Below are 18,000 nucleotides of genomic sequence, written 5' to 3'. Positions count from 1 at the left end.
AATGACGGAGGACTTCCGCCTGCGGGACTTGCGGATGCGGGACTTGCGCCTGCGGGACTTGCGCCCATGGGAGCTCCGGCGCGGCGATCACCATGCGGGCGGCCACGGGATGGGCGGCCACCAGCCGGGCGGCCACCAGCCGGGCGGCCACCCGCTGGGCCGCCGGCAAGCGCTGACCGGCCTCGCGGCCTCGGCGGGTGCGGCGGCGCTGCTCGCCCCCGGCACCCCGGCGGGCGCCGCCGGGCACTCCGGGTCAGGGCGCTCCGGAGCCGTGTACGGGCCGCACTTCACGGTCATCCACAGCCTCCGCCCCGTCGACCTGATCGCGCCGCGCTTCGTCGACCACGACACCGGACCGATGGGCCACCCGCCCGCGCGGCTGCTCGCCGAGGCCGGCCCGGCCGCCCCGTTCGCCGCCGTCATCGCGGACGTCGCCGCGCTCCCGCCCGGTGGCAGCGTCGCCCCGGGCCTGGAGACGGCCGACGGCACCGAGGCGGTCCGGGTGCGCCACGACAGCACGGGGTCCGGCGGCACCACGACCGTCGAGGTCGTGCGACCCGGCGGCACCACGACCGTCGCGACGGTACGGGAGCGGCTGAGCGCACCCTTCCGGCTCGCCTTCACGGTGACCGGGCACACCGTCGCCGCCTTCGTCTCCACCGGTGCCTCGGCGCGGGGCGGCCTGCCCTGGCGTCCGCTGCTCACCGACAAGGGCGCGGTCGCCCCGCTTCTCGACCTGCGGCAGCCCGCGCTCGTCAAACGGCTGCGCTACTCCTGTCACAGCGGCGGGGGAGCCACCGTACGGCGGCTGCGCGCGGGCCACTTCGGGCAGCTGGGACTCCGCGACCTGCACCTGGTGCGCGACGTGGGCGGGCGCCCGTATGTGCGCGGCGGCAAGGTCTTCTTCACGGCGGGCTGCGCCGGCGCCGGCTTCTCCCAGGAGGCGCACACCGGAGTGTGGGCGATGGACCCGGACGGTCCCGAGCGCATGGAGCAGGTCGCCAAGCTGTTCTTCGCCCGCGACGGGCTGCTGTTCGGCGACCACGGCGGCCAGCTCCTGCACGACCCGGCCCGGGACCGCTTCATCGTTCTCACGGTCGGCGGCAACCTGCCGACGCCCGGCGTGCGGATGTACCACGCCACCACCTCGGCCGACCTGCTGCGCGGCGTCCATGTCCTCCATGACCGGCCGCTGGAGGCGCCGTTCACGCGCAGCGCCTGGGACCCGGCCCTCATCCGGTACGAAGGCCGCTGGCACTGGGCCTACGTGGACGTCACCGCCTACGAGCCCGAGCTGAGCTTCCGCCCGGTGCTGGCCGTCGCCGAGCGGGGCGGCGACTACGCGGACGGCATCGCCCTGCGCCGGGTGCCGCCGGGACCGCCCAACACGGAAGGCTGCCGCTGGCAGCACTTCGGCGGGCAGCCCCGGCTGCTGGTGAGCGACCGGGCGCACAAGGCGTATCCCCGCCTCGATCTGTCGATGCGCCCCCGCGGCGCGATCGACGCCCCCTACCCGCTGGGCACCCCCTTTCCCCAGGTCTTCCCCGACCCGGGGAGCCCGTCCGGCGACTGGCTGCTGGTCACCTTCGACGAGTCGATGTACGAGGAGACCGTGCTGCCCTACGGCACCCACGGCAAGGTCGTCACCATGCGCGCCCCCGGCCCGGGGCGGTAGCGGCTCGCGCACACGCGAGGGGGGCTCCCCGCGCCCGGCACGGGGAGCCCCCCTCTTTTCGGCCTGCCCTGTCAGCGGCCGATGGCCTGCGGGAAGTCGAAGAAGCGCTCCGGGTCGTAGCGGTGCTTGACCTCCACCAGGCGCCGGTAGTTGCTCCCGTAGTAGGCCTGCCGCCAGTCCTTCAGCTCCGGGTCGGTGTAGTTCTGGTACGACTCGCCGGAGGCCCACGGCAGCATCGAGGAGTGCAGCGTCCTGGCCCAGTCCGTGACGGCGGTCTTGTGCGCCTCGGGCGAGTCCATCGGCACCTGCGCCAGGTACTGGAGCAAGAACCGCTGCCGCCGGTGGACGAACGCGGTCTTCCCGGGCCTGGGCCTGTTGTACGCGCCGCCGAAGGCGTGGAACTCCAGCCCGCGCAGCTGCGCCCCGGCCCCCGGTGCGGTGAAGTTCTTCACGAGCGTCTGGACGGCCTCGGGGGTCATGACGTCGGTGAAGAAGCTGGACTTGGTCAGCGCGTACTCGAACCGCTGGAGCTTCGCGTCCGGCGTCTGGCCCTCCCCGTGGCACTGCGAGACCGTCAGCTCCGAACAGCCCGCCCAGTGCATGACCGCGTCCATGTACGGCATCGTCTTGCGCACCACCTTGGACGGCGCCTGCCCGACCATGGCCGTGAGCCGGTCGAGATGAGCGTCCAGGTCGGCGGGCGCGCCGCCCCACTGCCCGAAGGCGTACAGCATCGGCTCCACGGCGGGGTCCGGGGAGCGGACGAACATCCCGGCGCTGAGGTCGTCGGGCGCCTTGGGCGCCCAGCGCTGCCAGGCCGGCAGCACCTTCGCGGCCAGGGGCCAGGGCCAGTGCAGCTCGAAGACCGTCGGGTCGTCGGCGGGGAAGGGCTCGAACTCGAAGTCGCTCACGAAGCCGTAGCTGCCGCAGCCGCCGCCCCGCAGCGCCCAGAACAGGTCCGGCTCGTGGTGCGGATCGCAGGTGACGATCCGCCCGTTCGCGAGCACCACCCGGATCGAGGTGAGCCGGTCGGAGGTGAGGCCGTGCCGCCTGCCCGCCATGCCGAAGCCGCCGCCCAGGGTCAGCCCGGAGATGCCCACGGTGGGACACATGCCGCCGCTGATGGTGATGCCGCGCGACAGTAACTCGCGCTGCATGTCGACGAGTTTCGTGCCCGACTGCACCCGCGCGAGCCCGTCGGAGACCGTCGTCCGGTTCATCGGGGACAGGTCGACCACGATGCCGGGGCTCGTGGAGTAGCCGCCGAAGCTGTGCCCGCCGGACCGTGCCACGGTACGGACACCGAAGCGCCGGGCGAACTTCACCGTTTCGGCGATGTCCTCGGCGCGGGCCGCCTGGACGACGGCGGCGGGCCGCACCGCGTCGTACCGCTTGATGTACGTGCTGTGCGCGAAGTCGTACCCCTCGTCCCCGGGCAGCAGCACCTTGCCGTCAACGCTGCGGCGTAGCGCGTTCCAGTCGGGCGTTCCGTGGCCGGAGTCATGGGCCCTGGCGGTCGCCGCCGATACCAGCGGCGCGGCGCCGAGGGTACCGGCGGCGGTGAGGCCGCCGAGTGCCATGAATCTCCTGCGGTCCATCATGTGGCCTCCTTCGAGGAACCGTTGCTGAGCACGTCGCAGCGGACAGCGGCGGCCTCGCCGGGGCGGCCCCGGCGTCCCGCGCGCTGTCCGCTGTGCAACGTAGCCGCAGCGGTCGCTCCCCCGAATCACGGGAACACGTGATGTCTCGGGCCCGGTGGCGGGCGTTCCGGCGCCGTTCGCCGCCGGGTTCGAGGTTCCCGGCCCTCCCGGTGGCCGTTCACAGCACCATGCTCGCCGCCTGGAGCAGTCCCAGCGCGATCACGGAAGCGACCGAGACGGTCATCGTGACCGTCTTCAGCGCGCCCTGTGTCGTCTGGCCCAGCATGGTCTGAAGCATCCAGAAGGTGTTGCTGGTCGCGTGGATGCCGAACAGGGAGCCCGCGCCCGCCGCGAGGGCCACCAGCACCGGCTGCACATCGAGGCTCGGTGCCACCGAGGCGAGGATGCCCGCCGCGGTGATGGCCGAGGTGATGACCGAGCCGATCGCCAGGTGCAGGACGGCGGCGATCAGCCAGACGAGCGTGAGCGGCGCCCAGGTACTGGTGGCGACGGAGTCCTTGACGATGCTCCCGAGGCCGACCGCCCCCACCACCGCGGCCAGCGACCCGCCCACGCCCCGCAGGACCAGGATCTGGCCACTGGCCCGGTAACTCTGCCCGAACGCCTGGCTGACCGCGCCCTTGGGCAGACAGCGGCGCGCGATCAGACAGGCGAGAATGAGACCCGTGAGCAGCCCGGCGACCGGGTTGCTGAGGAAGCCGACGAGGGGGAAGTGCCACTCGGCGACCGCGCTGATGGCACCGGCCGCGATCATCACCAGAGCGAGCAGCAGCGGAGACAGGGAGAGCGCCAACGGCGGTGGGGGGAGCGCGGCCCGCGCCTTCGCCACGTCCCCATACGCGTCCTCCGCGGGGGCGCTCTCCTCGGGCGCTGTCGCACTCTCGTCCCGCTCGGGTCTCCAGAAGCCGCGCTTGACCAGCGCGCTGAACAGCAGCAGGGTCAGCAACACGGTCAGGATCGTCAGCGAGATGCCGTGGATCAGCATGACGCCCAGCGGGATGTGCAGCAGCCCGGCCAGCGCCAGTGTCCCGACGCCCGGCACGGAGAGCGTGACCCCGACCTCCAGGCCCAGCGCCATGGCCGCCGCCATCCGCGCCAGTCCGCCCGGCCCGATATGGGTGCCGAGCGACCGGGCCAGCGGCGCGGTCATCACCAGCAGCACGTCGGTGAAGATGAACTGGAGGACGGTGCCCAGCAGGACGGCGAAGGAGTACGGCAGCAGCTTCGGGCCGAGTATGCGCAACAGCAGCTTCATCAGCTTGTCGATGGCCCCGAGCGCGGACAACAGCGTGCCCAGCAGCACGCCGAGAACGATGAGCAGTCCCACCTTCGCCAACAGGTCACCGAAGCCCTGGTTGACGATCCGCAGGGTGCGTTCGGCGCCGAGGCCGCAGATGATGCCGAGGTAGACGGCGCCGAGTACGAGCGCGAGAGCGGGGTTGACCTTCGCCTTGAGGATGAGAACGACCACCGCCGCGATGGCGATGGCCGTGTGCACCAAGGGGGCGGCGTTAACCATCGTTCTTCTCCTGTCCGGCCGTAGGCGTGCCTCGGAACCTCCCGGAACCCGGTCGTCCGCGGCCGGATGCCGTCAATTCGGCACGTAGTGAGCGGAATCGGAATTCGTGTCTCATGCTGTGGCATGCCCACGAAAGGGTGGGTCTGCGCCTTCGCTTAACGCCGTCCCCCGGAAGAGTGACCTGTCCGCAATGAAGATCACATGAACCCCCATGAACGGCGCGCCGCGGTCAGGGGTGGCCGTAACTGTCCGAACGCACCGGCGGTGCTCGCGGCCCTGATGCCGGCCGCCTTCACTTTCAACACCGCGGGGAACCTGCCGATCGGCCTGGAACTCATCTCCGATGGCCTTCGGGTCTCACTGCCGGCGGTCGGCTGCCTGGCCACCGGTCATGGCGTGACGGTCGCCGTGGCATCCCTGCCGCCGGCCCACGTCACGCGGGCCGTGCCCCGACGCCACCCAGAACGAGATGCTGCGGTGCGCGCCGGGCCGCACCGATATCGCACTCGCCGCCAACTCCGGCGCCTACAACGCCGGTATCGCCTCGGGCGCCGCGCTCGGGGGCCTGGTCCTGTCGCCCGCCGACGTGCGCGGCACCTTCCTCACGGGCGGGCTGCTGACCGTCGGAGCGTGCGTGGTGCTGCTCGGCGAACGGCTGCTCCCCGCGCCGAAAGCGCTTCGGGCCGCGCGGGAAGCCGGCGCGCACCGCGTCGCGGGCAGCGGCCCGGGGAGGAGGCCCTGCGACCCCCGGTCACGGACGCCGGTCCGGAGCGTGCCGCGAAAGTGGATCTCGGCTGTCCATGACTCCATGAGTGCGCCCCGTGCGGCGCGGCGGTCCCCGAACCGCCGCGCCGGTCGCTACCGCGCGGAGGACTCGGTCGGCGCCTCGGGCTGAGCGTCGGCTGTACTCCCTCGTGCTTCCTCGGGGCTCTGGGCACGCGCCTTTCCCCGTATACGCGTCACGGCGACCCCGGACAGGCACAGGAGACCGCCGAGCAGCGTCAGCCAGCCGGGCACCTCGCCGAGGAACAGCCACGACATGAAGACGACGAGCACCGGCACCGCGTACGTCGTGGCACCCATCTTCCCGGCGGTCGTACGAGACACCGCGTAGGCCCACGTGGTGAACGCCAGGGCCGTCGGGAAGACGCCCAGATACACCATCTGCAATGTCGCCGCCGCGGGAGCCCGGCTCACCTGCGACGTCAACTGTCCGGCGAACGGGAGGCAGACCACCGCTCCCGCGAGCGCTCCGAACGTCGTCACCTGCATCGGCGTGGCGTGCTTCAACGTCGGCTTCTGAAGCACCACACCCACCGCGTACGCCACCGCCGCGAACAGGCACAGCAGCACGCCGAGGACAGATGACCCCCCGTCGCCGGACGTGGACAGCCCGACCACCACGGCCCCGGCGAAGGACACCGCCATGCCCGCCATCAGCTTGGGCGGGAAGCCCTCCTTCAGCAGCCAGCCGCCCAGGAGCGCCATCAGGATCGGTCCGACGTTGACGACCATGGAAGCGGTGCCGGCGTCCACGTGCTGCTCGCCCCAGTTCAGGGCGACCATGTACGCGCCGAACCACAGAATTCCCGAGGCGGCTATGCCGGGCCATGCCTCGCGGGGCGGGAACCCGCCCCGCCGGGCCAGCAGGATGGCGCTCAGCACGACGGACGCCACCGCCAGCCGGCCCAGGGCAAGCGCTCCCGGATCGAAATGCGCCGCGGAGCTGCGGATGGCGATGAACGACGATGCCCACAGCAGCACGGTGACACAGGCCGCGACGAGGGCGCGGCGGTCCACTCCGCTCGCGGACCCGGCATCGCCGTCCCCCGCTGCTGTTTCCGACCGCTGATCCACGATGGCATCCTCCTGAAGCTGACCGAATGCGGCCCTCGCCCGCACGTGAGCGGCAAGCTTGCAAGAGCCGACGTGTCGGGTACAAGCGAATAGTGCGCTGCCGCGTTCGGAGTCCGGGGCCGTGGGCCGCGGGGCCTCACTTCAGTCCGAACGCCTCCACGATCCGCTGGGCGGCGCGCGTCGCCGTCAACGAGCCCTCGCGGACCCGCTCTTCGAGCTGCGGGGCCAGCCGCCGCACCTCCGGGTCCCGCTGGAGCCGGCCCAGCAGATCCTCGCGGACCATCGCCCACACCCACTCGACCTGCTGGTCACGCCGCTTGGCCGCCAGCTCCCCGGTGGACTCCAGCAGACTCCGGTGCCGCTCCAGGCGCTCCCACACCTCGTCCAGCCCGCTGCCCTCGCGCCCGCTGCACGTGAGCACGGGCGGGGTCCAGGCGGTCTCCGCCGACTTCATGAGCCGCAGCGCGCCTGCCAGTTCACGCGCCGCCGAGCGCGCGTCGCGCTCGTGCGGGCCGTCGGCCTTGTTGACCGCCAGCACATCGGCCAGCTCCAGCACGCCCTTCTTGATGCCCTGCAACTGATCGCCCGTGCGGGCCAGGGTGAGCAGCAGGAAGGAGTCGACCATCTGCGCCACGGCCGACTCCGACTGGCCCACCCCCACCGTCTCGACCAGCACGACGTCGTACCCGGCGGCCTCCATCACGATCATCGTCTCGCGGGTGGCCTTGGCGACCCCGCCCAGCGTCCCGGACGTGGGGGAGGGGCGCACGAAAGCGTCCGGGTTGACCGACAGGCGCTCCATCCGCGTCTTGTCCCCCAGGATCGACCCGCCCGTACGGCTGGAGGAGGGGTCGACGGCGAGCACCGCCACCCGGTGCCCCCGCTCGGTCAGCAGCGTGCCCAGCGCGTCGATGAACGTCGACTTGCCGACCCCGGGCACCCCGCTGATCCCCACTCTGCGGGCGCCGCCCGCGTGCGGCAGCAGCGTCGTCAGCAGCTGCTGGGCCAGCTCCCGGTGGTCGGCCCTGCGGGATTCCACCAGCGTGATGGCGCGGGCGATCTGCGCACGGGAGCCGTCCAGGACGCCCTTGGCGTAGCTGTCGAGGTCGATCGTCGGAGGCACCGGCTCACCACTCGTGGCCGAGCGAGACGGCCAGCTTGCGTACCAGGTCGTGTGCGGCGTCGGGGATGACGGTGCCGGGCGGGAAGACCGCGGTCGCGCCCGCCTCGTGGAGGGCCGCCACGTCCGCCGGAGGGATCACGCCGCCGACGACGATCATGATGTCCTCCCGTCCGGCGGCTGCCAGCTCCTCGCGCAGCGCGGGCACCAGCGTCAGGTGCCCGGCGGCCAGCGAGGAGACGCCCACGATGTGCGCGTCCGCCTCCACCGCCTGCCGCGCCACCTCGGCCGGGGTCTGGAACAGCGGGCCGACGTCCACGTCGAAGCCCAGGTCGGCGAAGGCCGTCGCGATCACCTTCTGGCCCCTGTCGTGCCCGTCCTGGCCCATCTTGGCCACCAGCAGCCGGGGCCTGCGGCCCTCCGCCTCCTCGAAGGCGTCCACCAGCTCACGGGTGCGCGCCACCCCGGACGACGATCCTGCCTCCTCGCGATACACACCGGAGATCGTACGGATCTGTCCCGCGTGCCGTCCGTACACCTTCTCCAGCGCGTCCGAGATCTCCCCGACGGTAGCCATCGCGCGCGCCGCGTCCACCGCCAGCGCCAGCAGGTTGTTCGCCGGCCCGCCGCCGGAGCCCGCCTCGGCCGCGCGGGTGAGCGCCTCCAGCGCGGCGCGGCAGGCGTCCTCGTCGCGCTCGGCGCGCAGCCTGCGCAGCTTCTCGATCTGCTGGGCGCGCACCGAGGAGTTGTCGACCTTGAGGACGTCGATCTCCTCGTCGCTCGCCGCGCGGTACTTGTTGACGCCGATGACCGGCTGCCGCCCGGAGTCGATCCGCGCCTGGGTGCGGGCCGCGGCCTCCTCCACCCGCAGCTTGGGGATGCCCGCGTCGATGGCCTTGGCCATGCCGCCCGCCGCCTCGACCTCCTCGATGTGCTGCCAGGCCCGGTGCGCCAGATCGTGGGTGAGCCGCTCGACGTAGGCGCTGCCGCCCCACGGGTCGATCACCCGGCAGGTGCCCGACTCCTGCTGGAGCAGCAGCTGGGTGTTGCGCGCGATACGGGCCGAGAAGTCGGTCGGCAGGGCGAGGGCCTCATCCAGTGCGTTGGTGTGCAGCGACTGGGTGTGGCCCTGGGTGGCCGCCATGGCCTCCACACACGTGCGGGTGACGTTGTTGAACACGTCCTGCGCCGTCAGCGACCAGCCGGAGGTCTGCGAATGGGTGCGCAGCGACAGCGACTTGGGGTTCTCCGGCCCGAACTGCTTCACCAGCTTGGCCCACAGCAGCCGGGCCGCGCGCAGCTTGGCGACCTCCATGAAGAAGTTCATGCCGATCGCCCAGAAGAAGGACAGCCGGGGCGCGAAGGAGTCCACGTCCATCCCGGCGGCCTGGCCGGCGCGCAGGTACTCCACGCCGTCGGCCAGCGTGTAGGCCAGCTCCAGGTCGGCCGTGGCACCGGCCTCCTGGATGTGGTAGCCGGAGATCGAGATGGAGTTGTAGCGCGGCATCTTCTGCGAGGTGTACGCGAAGATGTCGGAGATGATCCGCATCGAGGGCTGCGGCGGATAGATGTAGGTGTTGCGGACCATGAACTCCTTGAGGATGTCGTTCTGGATGGTCCCCGCCAGCTTCTCGGGCGGCACCCCCTGCTCCTCGGCGGCCACGATGTAGAGGGCCAGCACCGGCAGCACGGCGCCGTTCATCGTCATCGACACCGTCATCTTGTCCAGCGGGATGCCGTCGAACAGCTGCCGCATGTCATAGATCGAGTCGATCGCCACGCCCGCCATGCCGACGTCGCCCGTCACCCGGGGGTGGTCGCTGTCGTAGCCCCGGTGGGTGGGCAGGTCGAAGGCGACCGAGAGACCCTTCTGCCCGGCGGCCAGATTGCGCCGGTAGAAGGCGTTGGACTCCTCGGCGGTCGAGAAGCCCGCGTACTGCCGGATCGTCCACGGCTGGTTGACGTACATCGTCGGGTACGGGCCGCGCAGATACGGCGCGATGCCCGGATACGTGTCCAGGAAGTCCAGGCCCTCAAGGTCCTCGGCCGTGTACAGCGGCTTGACCGTGATGCCCTCGGGCGTGTGCCAGGACAGGTCCTCCACGCTGCGGCCCGTGCGCTCCTTGACCGCGTCCCGCCACTGCTCCCCGGCACCGGAGCCGGCCTGTTCCGGCCGGCCGGACGCCTGTTCCGGCCGGTCGGGGTCGAGGCTGACGGCGGTGAAGTCCGGGACGGAGCCGCCGTGTCCGGCGCCCGGTGTCCGCTCCTGACTCATGAGACCCCCATACGGTCGAGAAGGGAGGTGAGGGTGGCGACAGCGTCGCCGCCCGCGAAGACGAACTCGTCCACACCGGCCGCCAGATACTCCTCGCGCGGCCCGGCGGCGGGCCGCCCGGCCAGCAGCACCCGCTCGGCACCCGCCGCCTTGAGCGCCGCGGCCGTCGCCGCGCCCCGCTCGGCGTAGAGCGCGTCGCTGGAGCACACACAGGCCACCGTCGCGCCGCTGCGGGCGAACGCCTCGCCCACGCTGTCGGGGTCCACCGTCACGGGGTCGTGCACCGGCCGGATGCCGCCCGCCTGGAGGAGGTTGGAGACGAAGGAGACCCGCGCGGTGTGCGCCGCGGCCGGGCCCAGCGCCGCCAGGAAGAGCGCGGGCCGCGCGCCGGTGGCGGCCAGCCGCGCGTCGGACCTGGCCCGCAGCGCCTCGAACGCGTCGTCGCGGCGCACCCGGGGCAGCCCGCCGCCGGGCCGCTCGGGCGCGGCCTGACGGGGGAGGCGCCGCTCGTCCAGGTCCGGGAACTCGCTGACGCCGGTGACCGGCTCCTTCCTGCGGGCCAGCGCCGCCGAGCGCTCCGCCCAGCCCTCGCGCAGCCGCTCGGCCACCAGCCCGTCGCGCAGCGCCGCGGCCATCCCGCCCGCGCCCTCGATCTCCTGGAACCAGCTCCAGGCGGCGCGGGCCAGCTCGTCGGTGAGCGCCTCGACGTACCAGGAGCCGCCCGCCGGGTCGATCACCCCGGCCAGCTGGGACTCCTCCACCAGGATCGAGGAGGTGTTGCGCGCGATGCGCCGGGCGAAGGCGTCGGGCAGCCCGAGCGCGTCGTCGAACGGCAGCACCGTCACCGCGTCAGCGCCCCCGGCCCCGGCCCCGAGCGTGGCCACCGTGGTACGCAGCATGTTCACCCACGGGTCGCGCCGCGTCATCATCACCGGTGAGGTGACCGCGTGCTGGCGCTGCGCCCCGGCCTCCCCGGCCGCGCCGCACGCCTGTGCCACCCGCGCCCACAGCCTGCGGGCCGCGCGCAGCGCCGCGACGGTGGTGAACTGGTCGGCGGTGGCCGCGTACCGGAACTCCAGCTGCGCGCAGGCCGCTTTCACCGGCAGCCCCGCCGCGGTCATGTCCCGCAGATAGGAGACGCCGGTCGCCAGCGCACAGCCCAGCTCCCGCGCGGGAGAGGCGCCCGCCTCGTGGTAGGGCAGCGCGTCCACCACGTAGGCGCGCAGCCCCGGGTGACCGGTGGCGCAGCGGGCCGCCAGCTCCGCCGCCTCGCGGCGCAGCCCCGCGGCCTGGTCGTGCGCTGCGGTGCGGGCCGCGTGGCCCAGCGGATCGGCGCCCAGCGAGCCGCCGGGCGCCGGGGGAGCGGCGGCTCCCAGCGCCTCGCGCAGCCGCAGCAGTTCGACCGCCGCGGCGCCGAACTGGTCGCCCGCGTCGAGCACGACGGGCGCCAGGTCCAGATAGACGCCCTCCAGCGCCCGCTCCAGGTCGCCCACGGGCAGTCCGCCGGGACCGAGGGTGAGCCACAGGGAGGTGACGCCGTTCTCCAGGTCGCCGAGTACGGCCTCGCGGGTGCCCTCGGCGTCGGCGCGGGTGTGGCGCTGCCGTATGTCCCAGCCCCGCGCCACGTTCCCCTCGGGGTCGGCGCCCCGGGTGAACGGGGGGAAGCCCGGCCGCCCGTGGGGGTCACCGCCTCCCTCGTCGCGCGTGTAGAGGGGGCGCACCGTGATGCCGTCGGGGAGCGTGGTGGTGAGGGCGGATTCGGGAACGGCGTCGTCCGTTACCGTCGCTCCCGTCTTGCGCAGGACTCCCGAGACCAACTGCTGCCACTGCTCGTACGTGGCCTCCGGGAAGTCCTCCGCCAGGGAGAGCCCTTCTTCAGGCGGGACCGTCATGGCCGCAGATTAGGGGAGGTGGACCGGGCTCCGCAGTGACTGTCGGTGTGACCTTGGACTCTCCCGGTGCTCGCATGGTGCTCGGAGGTGGCGCGCGCAGGTCCGGCGCACGCCGGTGCGCGGGCGTGTTGCGGGGTAGGTGGCGGGGGAGCCGGCGCGGGATCGGGCGGGGGCGGGGGCTACGTTCCGTTTGCCGTGGGCGTGCGGCTGAGCTCCTGGGCCAGGCGCCGGCCTGCCAGGTGGTCCGCGTGGCGGGTGGTTTCGGGGAGGCGGTAGGCGGGGGTGAGGCGGAGGGTGAGGGCGGCGGCGTTCTCCTCGCTGATGCCGCTGCCGACAGATACGAACACCGGCTTGACCGCCTCCCTGGTGCGCAGTGCGCGGCCCACCCGCTCGCCGTCGAGCGTCAGCGGCGTCCAGGCGCCCCGCTCGCGGCCCGGCTCCTCGAAACGGGAGACGAACGGTGTCTTCGCCACGCCGTAGCAAGGGATCCCGGTCAGCACCCCGAGGTGGACGGCCAGTCCGGCGCGGCGCGGATGGGCGAGGCCGTAGCCGTCGCACACCAGCACGTCGGGGCGGTGCGTCAGACCGTCCAACGCGGCCCGCACGGAGGGGAGTTCCCGGAAGGCCAGCAGTCCGGGGACGTAGGGGAAGGCGGAGGTGCCCACGTGGACCGACTCCTCGACCACCTCCAGGGTCCGCACGTCCAGCACGACGGCGGCGGCCACCAGAAGGCCGCCGCCGTCGTTGCCGCCGCCGCTGCCGTCGTTCCGGCCGCTGCCGCCCTCGGTGGCGCCACCGCTTCGGCTGTCGGCGTAGGCCACGTCCACCCCGGCCACGGTGCGCGCCTCGTCCGGCCCGGGGCCCGGGCCGGTCAGGTCGGCGGCCTCGCGCAGCCGCTCCTGCACGGCGATCGCCTCGGCCTCGGTGGTGGGCCAGTCACCTATGTCCACGTACTACTCCGTTGTCCTCGCAGGTCACTGCGCACACACGACGTCGTGCAGCTCGATCGGACGGGAGTCTAGGGCGACATAGGCGGTCGAGGTGCTGGTGGTGCCGTCTCCCCAGTACGCGGTGACCGTCGCCCACCCGAAGCCGACGGACTGCCCCACCGTGACGGGGCCGACCTCGATGTCCCTCGGGGTGTTCTGGGCGCACAGGATGACGTCGTACCCCGGGTTCTGCTCCTGCTTCCCCTTGAGGAAGGCGGACACGTGCTTGTCGCGCTGCTGCCGGGTGGGGCCGTGGTCGCCGTAGAACCAGGTCAGGAAGCGGTGGATCTGCGGTCCCGTGTGGCGGCCCTGCGCGGCGGGAGCGCTCGCGGAAGGCCGCTCGGCGTCCGGGGACGCGGGCGCCGCCTGGGCCACCGGCGCCGCCAGGAGCGCCCCCAGCACCGCAGCCGCCGCGCAGGCGGCGACGGCGGCGGATGCCCGGCGCGGCACCGGGGCCGGGCGGGTCGTACGGGCGGTCGGGCGGGTCGTACGGGCCGTACAGGTCGGCGGGAGGGCGCGGGTACGTGCGGTACGGAACATGTGGGAACTCCTCGTCTGCGGCGCGCTGTCAGGGCCGTTGAGCGCATCGTGGGCCCCCGCCGGCCCTTGGGGCAGGGCGGGAGTGACAATGTGCCCCCGAATTCCCCCGTTCGGGTGAGGCGCTGTTGTCCCAGAGAGGGGAGCGCAACCGGCCTGGGGCCGGTTGCGCTCCAGGGGCGCTGCGGGGCCGTGCGAGGAATGGCCGCTCCCCACTGGGTACATGCCTGTGCGGGGGGTGGTGGCATGCGCAAGTACCGGCGGAGCGAGCCGGGGCCGGTCGTCCACGCGATGGGTGTCGTGGGCGCGCCCGTGTGCGTCATCGGCATGGCGTACGGAGGCGCGTTGTACGCGGTCAACGGCCGGCCGGAGAGCAGCGTCTTCGTCGGCAACGCGTTGGTTGTCGTCGCGTTCATCGGCGCGTGTGCCTCGGGGGCCCTCTGCGACTCCGACCACCCCTGGCAGCCGTTCGTGGCGGTCGTGACCAGCGTCGTGCTGGCCGCGGGGGTCTTGGCGGTGGTCTCCTTCGTGGACGGGGAGATCTTGCGTACCAGGGGCGAGCCCACGCGGTGCACGGTGCTGGACGTCGACAGGCAAGTGCACACGACCACTTACACCGACAGCAACGGCATGTCCCACACCAGCACCAGGATCGACTACAAGCACACCCTGGACTGCGCGGCGGGGCGTCCCCACACGATGAGGCTCGACGAGAAGTGGGCGAGCAGAGGAGAGCGAATAGCAGTCACATACGATCCGCGGGGCCGTATCGGTCCGAGGCCGACGGAGACGATCGGGAAGGACGGCGTCTGGCACACGCTGGCGTTCGTCTGCCCGCCCGTAGCCGTGGGAGGACGGGGCGCTGTGCTCTTCGCCGCGTTCTGGTCGCGTCGGCGCGACCCGGGCCCCAAGCGGTTCTGACCCGGCGCCGCGGTCCGCGGCCGGGACGAGGCCCCGAGGGCCTACCCCTTCGCGCGGGGACAGGTCAAACCCCCTGTGGAACCGCGTGAGCGGAAGGAGGGTCGTATTCCGTATGCGAATACGACCCCGGGTACATGCCCCGTGCGCGGTGCTGTGCGCCGCGCTCGCCGGTGCCGCCCTTGCCCTGCCGCAGCTGTCGTCCGCCGTGGCGGCGCCGAAGGCGGGTGAGGACGCGGTGACGCTCGTCGGGCCGCAGAGCACGCGGTATCTGCCGGAGCGGGGCGGGGACGGGGATGGGGAGCAGTCGCGCTTCGGCTTCGCGATCGGCGCGGGGGAGGGGAAGGGGAAGCAGCGGGTCAGCGTCCGGATCGACACCGGGAAGCTCTCCCGTGTCGCCGACGTCGGTGAGCTGGGCAAGGACTGCCGTGCCGAGGGCGGCGCGAAGCAAGCCGTCACGTGCTCGTACAGCGTCGGCGCCTCGGCCAGGGCCGTGAACCCGTTCGAGCTGAGCGCGGCACGCGGGAGCGAGGCGGGTGACAAGGCGGAGGTGACCGTCACCGCGTCCGCCGGGGACGGCAAGAAGGTACGGCGGAGCACCGACGTCGTCGTGGGTGTGCCCCGCTTCACCGCGAGCGCCCACTTCGACAAGAAGCGGCAGCAGCCGGGAGGGACGGCCCGACTGCGGCTGAAGGTCCGCGCGAGCGGCGAGGTGCCCGCGGCGAACGGATTCGGCATCCGCCTCCACAGCGGCGACGACGTCTCGCTCTCCGCCACGTACCGCAACTGCGGCAAGGACGTCGGAGTGCCCTCGACCGCGCTGTGCACGCTCGACAAGGCCCCGCGCCCCGGTGGGACCGTCTCCTTCACCCGTCCCCTGGACTTCCACGTCCCGAAGCACCTGCTCTACACCCCCCTCGACGTCGACGCCTACGCGATCGGCGGCCCCGACGACCCGGGCCTGGACCCGGACGGTGAGTTCGTGCGGAACAGCAAGCGCTATGACAACTGGCGCGAGGGGCGGCCCGGTGACCCCGCTCTGGAGACGGAGCCGGACGCGGAGGGCGCGGAGAAGGGCGGACGCTTCGAGAAGTCCCCGCGGGACTGGATCAAGGTGGACTCGCACGTCGATGTCTCGGTGGCCCACCGGACGCTGCGCGCCAAGGAGGGCGAGACGATCGGCGTTCCGATCCGTACCCGCGAGCGCTGGCCCGACGGCAGCACGGAGTCGCCCAACTACATGGCCTACACCTACCGGTTCACCGCTCCCGAGGGCACGAAGGTGGTCGGCGTCCCGGAGGACTCGGGCGAGCCCATGTGCGAGACCCACGGCCGGACGGTCTCCTGCCCCGGCGGGCTGGACGGCGAGTCCCTCTCCCTGCGCGTCGACCGGAAGGTGCCCGGCGCCCACGCGAAGGCCGCGGTGCGGCACAGCGCGGAATTCCCCGCACACGACCCCGGTCGGGCGAACGACAGCGCGACCATGCCGCTCAAGGTCAGCGGCGTCACCTCACAACTGCGTACCAGCCGGGCCGTGAGTGCCGCCCTTCCGTGGGGTGCCGGAGTCGCCGGAGTGCTGGCGGCGGGCGTCGCGTACTGGCTGGTCCGGCGGCGGAAGGCACGTGCCGCGACCGGATTCTGAGGCGGAACGATCCCTTGACAGGCCCCGCGGCAGGCTGGATTACTGACGCTTAACCGAATGTTCGGTCGGCGTACGTACGTGGAGGCGAGGGTGCGGCACGGTGCGGAAGCGATGTTCGCGGGGGACCGGGCCTCTCAGGGGCTCGGGATCGAGCTGGTCGAGAGCGGTGAGGGGTTCGCGCGGCTGCGGATGACCGTGACGGACGCGATGGTCAACGGGCACGGGACGGCGCACGGTGGTTACGTGTTCCTGTTCGCGGACACGGCCTTCGCCTGCGCCTGCAACAGCCACGGCCCGGTGACGGTCGCCGCGGGCGCGGACATCACCTTCGTCGCGCCCGCACGGGAGGGCGACGTGCTGGACGCGACGGCTCACGAACGGACCAGATACGGGCGCAGCGGCATCTACGACGTGAGCGTGCTGCGCGGCGAGCAGGTGATCGCCGAGTTCCGGGGCCGCAGCCGCAGCCGTACGGGCGTCACGGGCCCGGAAGGGGCGACGGCATGACGGGCGACGGCGCGACGGCGGACGGTATGACGGCGGACCGGAGGAGAGGGGAGCCGCCGCCGGACGGGCTCCTCGACGACGGTGAGCGGATGAGCCCCGAGGAGCTGCGCGCCCACCAGCTCACGCACCTGCGGGCCACGCTGCGGCACGCGTACGACGACATCGAGCTGTACCGCGGCAAGTTCGACGCGGCCGGGGTGCGGCCCGAGGACTGCCGCACGCTGGAGGACCTGGCGCGCTTTCCGTTCACGACCAAGGCCGACCTGCGTGAGACCTACCCGTTCGGGATGTTCGGCGTGCCGATGGACAGCGTCCGCCGCATCCACGCCTCCAGCGGCTCGACGGGTCGTCCGACGGTCGTCGGCTACACCCAGCGTGACCTGGACAACTGGGCCGACCTGGTCGCGCGCTGCATACGCGCGGCGGGCGGCAGGCCGGGGCACAAGGTGCATGTCTCCTACGGATACGGGCTGTTCACCGGAGGGCTGGGCGCGCACTACGGTGCCGAGCGCGCCGGCTGCACCGTGATCCCCGCCTCGGGCGGCATGACCGCCCGGCAGGTGCGGATCATCCAGGACTTCCGGCCCGAGATCATCATGATCACCCCGACCTACATGCTCACGCTCCTTGACGAGTTCGAGCGCCAGGGCATCGACCCGCGCTCGACCTCGCTGCGCGTGGGCATCTTCGGCGCCGAGCCGTGGACGGAGGAGATGCGCCGCGAGATCGAGGACCGGCTCGACCTGCACGCGGTCGACATCTACGGGCTGTCGGAAGTGATGGGCCCGGGTGTGGCCCAGGAGTGCGTGGAGACCAAGGACGGGCTCCACGTGTGGGAGGACCACATCTACCCGGAGATCGTGGACCCGCTCGGCGAGGAGCCCGCCGAGGAGGGCGAGCTGGTGCTGACCACGCTCACCAAGCAGGCGCTGCCCGTCATCCGCTACCGCACCCGCGACCTGACGCGGCTGCTGCCGGGCACCGCGCGGGCCTCGTTCCGCCGCATCCGGAAGATCACCGGCCGCAGCGACGACATGATCATCCTGCGGGGCGTCAACGTCTTCCCGAGTCAGATCGAGGAGATCGTGCTGCGCCGGCCCGCCGTCGCCCCGCACTTCCAGCTCCGGCTGACCCGGCGCGGTCGCCTGGACCACCTCGCGGTCGTCGTGGAGGCGCGCCCGGAGGCCACCACGGACGAGCGGGGTGCCGCGGCGGCGGCCATCCTCCAGGGGGTCAAGGACAGCGTCGGCGTCACGGTCGAGGTGGAGGTCGTGGACCCGGAGACGATCGAGCGCTCCGTCGGCAAGTTCCGCCGCGTCAAGGATCTGCGCGGCATGGCCGGGGGGTAGGCGGGAGCCCCCGCCGATCGGGCCGGTCACCGGGGTGGTGCAGCTCGCCGGGGCATGTG

General features: G+C 72.6%; 14 protein-coding genes. 6 read left to right on the top strand and 8 right to left on the bottom strand.

Annotated elements, in window-relative coordinates; all coding sequences use genetic code 11:
- The first annotated feature begins 1 nt into the window (after position 1).
- Positions 2-1,675, top strand: a complete 1,674-nt coding sequence (locus OHB04_RS06750) for a hypothetical protein (protein WP_326807027.1) — start codon at positions 2-4, stop codon at positions 1,673-1,675.
- A gap of 71 nt (positions 1,676-1,746) precedes the next feature.
- Here OHB04_RS06750 and OHB04_RS06745 read toward each other — a convergent pair whose 3' ends face one another.
- Together OHB04_RS06745 and OHB04_RS06740 are read right to left on the bottom strand one after the other, a co-directional pair.
- On the bottom strand, positions 1,747-3,276 hold the full coding sequence (locus OHB04_RS06745; protein ID WP_326686770.1) for an FAD-binding oxidoreductase: 1,530 nt from the start codon (positions 3,274-3,276) through the stop codon (positions 1,747-1,749).
- A gap of 217 nt (positions 3,277-3,493) precedes the next feature.
- On the bottom strand, positions 3,494-4,855 hold the full coding sequence (locus OHB04_RS06740) for a GntP family permease (RefSeq protein WP_326807026.1): 1,362 nt from the start codon (positions 4,853-4,855) through the stop codon (positions 3,494-3,496).
- Between the two features lie 469 nt (positions 4,856-5,324).
- On the opposite strand from OHB04_RS06740, the gene OHB04_RS06735 reads away from it, so the two are divergent.
- A complete protein-coding gene (locus OHB04_RS06735) occupies positions 5,325-5,750 on the top strand; it encodes a hypothetical protein (protein ID WP_326686768.1) in 426 nt (141 codons plus the stop codon).
- Here the strand turns inward: OHB04_RS06735 and OHB04_RS06730 are convergent.
- From OHB04_RS06730 to OHB04_RS06705, 6 genes are all read right to left on the bottom strand, one after another.
- Positions 5,714-6,655 carry a DMT family transporter gene (locus OHB04_RS06730; RefSeq protein ID WP_326692619.1) on the bottom strand — a complete coding sequence of 314 codons (942 nt, stop codon included), beginning with the start codon at positions 6,653-6,655 and terminating at the stop codon, positions 5,714-5,716. The genes OHB04_RS06735 and OHB04_RS06730 overlap by 37 nt on opposite strands.
- A gap of 193 nt (positions 6,656-6,848) precedes the next feature.
- Positions 6,849-7,835, bottom strand: coding sequence for a methylmalonyl Co-A mutase-associated GTPase MeaB (gene meaB / locus OHB04_RS06725; RefSeq protein ID WP_326686767.1), 987 nt, complete (start codon positions 7,833-7,835; stop codon positions 6,849-6,851).
- Positions 7,836-7,839: 4 nt separating this feature from the next.
- Complete coding sequence (scpA, locus tag OHB04_RS06720; protein WP_326807025.1) at positions 7,840-10,107, bottom strand: methylmalonyl-CoA mutase; 2,268 nt, start codon at positions 10,105-10,107, stop codon at positions 7,840-7,842.
- Complete coding sequence (locus tag OHB04_RS06715) at positions 10,104-11,999, bottom strand: methylmalonyl-CoA mutase family protein (RefSeq protein WP_326807024.1); 1,896 nt, start codon at positions 11,997-11,999, stop codon at positions 10,104-10,106. The genes scpA and OHB04_RS06715 overlap by 4 nt, the downstream gene beginning before the upstream one ends.
- A gap of 179 nt (positions 12,000-12,178) precedes the next feature.
- Positions 12,179-12,949 carry an endonuclease V gene (locus OHB04_RS06710; protein ID WP_326686764.1) on the bottom strand — a complete coding sequence of 257 codons (771 nt, stop codon included), beginning with the start codon at positions 12,947-12,949 and terminating at the stop codon, positions 12,179-12,181.
- 24 nt (positions 12,950-12,973) lie between these two features.
- Positions 12,974-13,528 (bottom strand): hypothetical protein, encoded by a 555-nt coding sequence (locus OHB04_RS06705; RefSeq protein ID WP_326807023.1) that lies wholly within the window; start codon positions 13,526-13,528, stop codon positions 12,974-12,976.
- A 243-nt stretch (positions 13,529-13,771) separates the two neighbouring features.
- Here OHB04_RS06705 and OHB04_RS06700 point away from each other — a divergent pair, with 243 nt between their 5' ends.
- The 4 genes from OHB04_RS06700 (at position 13,772) to paaK (ending at position 17,941) form a co-directional block, all read left to right on the top strand.
- A complete protein-coding gene (locus tag OHB04_RS06700; protein WP_326686762.1) occupies positions 13,772-14,446 on the top strand; it encodes a hypothetical protein in 675 nt (224 codons plus the stop codon).
- Between the two features lie 112 nt (positions 14,447-14,558).
- A complete protein-coding gene (locus OHB04_RS06695; protein ID WP_326807022.1) occupies positions 14,559-16,085 on the top strand; it encodes a hypothetical protein in 1,527 nt (508 codons plus the stop codon).
- A 57-nt stretch (positions 16,086-16,142) separates the two neighbouring features.
- A complete protein-coding gene (gene paaI, locus OHB04_RS06690) occupies positions 16,143-16,592 on the top strand; it encodes a hydroxyphenylacetyl-CoA thioesterase PaaI (RefSeq protein ID WP_326686760.1) in 450 nt (149 codons plus the stop codon).
- Positions 16,589-17,941, top strand: coding sequence for a phenylacetate--CoA ligase PaaK (gene paaK, locus OHB04_RS06685; protein WP_326807021.1), 1,353 nt, complete (start codon positions 16,589-16,591; stop codon positions 17,939-17,941). The genes paaI and paaK overlap by 4 nt, the downstream gene beginning before the upstream one ends.
- Positions 17,942-18,000 lie beyond the last annotated feature (59 nt).

The sequence above is a fragment of the Streptomyces sp. NBC_01775 genome (assembly GCF_035917675.1).
Taxonomy (GTDB): Bacteria; Actinomycetota; Actinomycetes; order Streptomycetales; family Streptomycetaceae; genus Streptomyces.
Note: the sequence above shows the minus strand (reverse complement) of the source record. Positions and strands in the feature narration are given on the sequence as shown.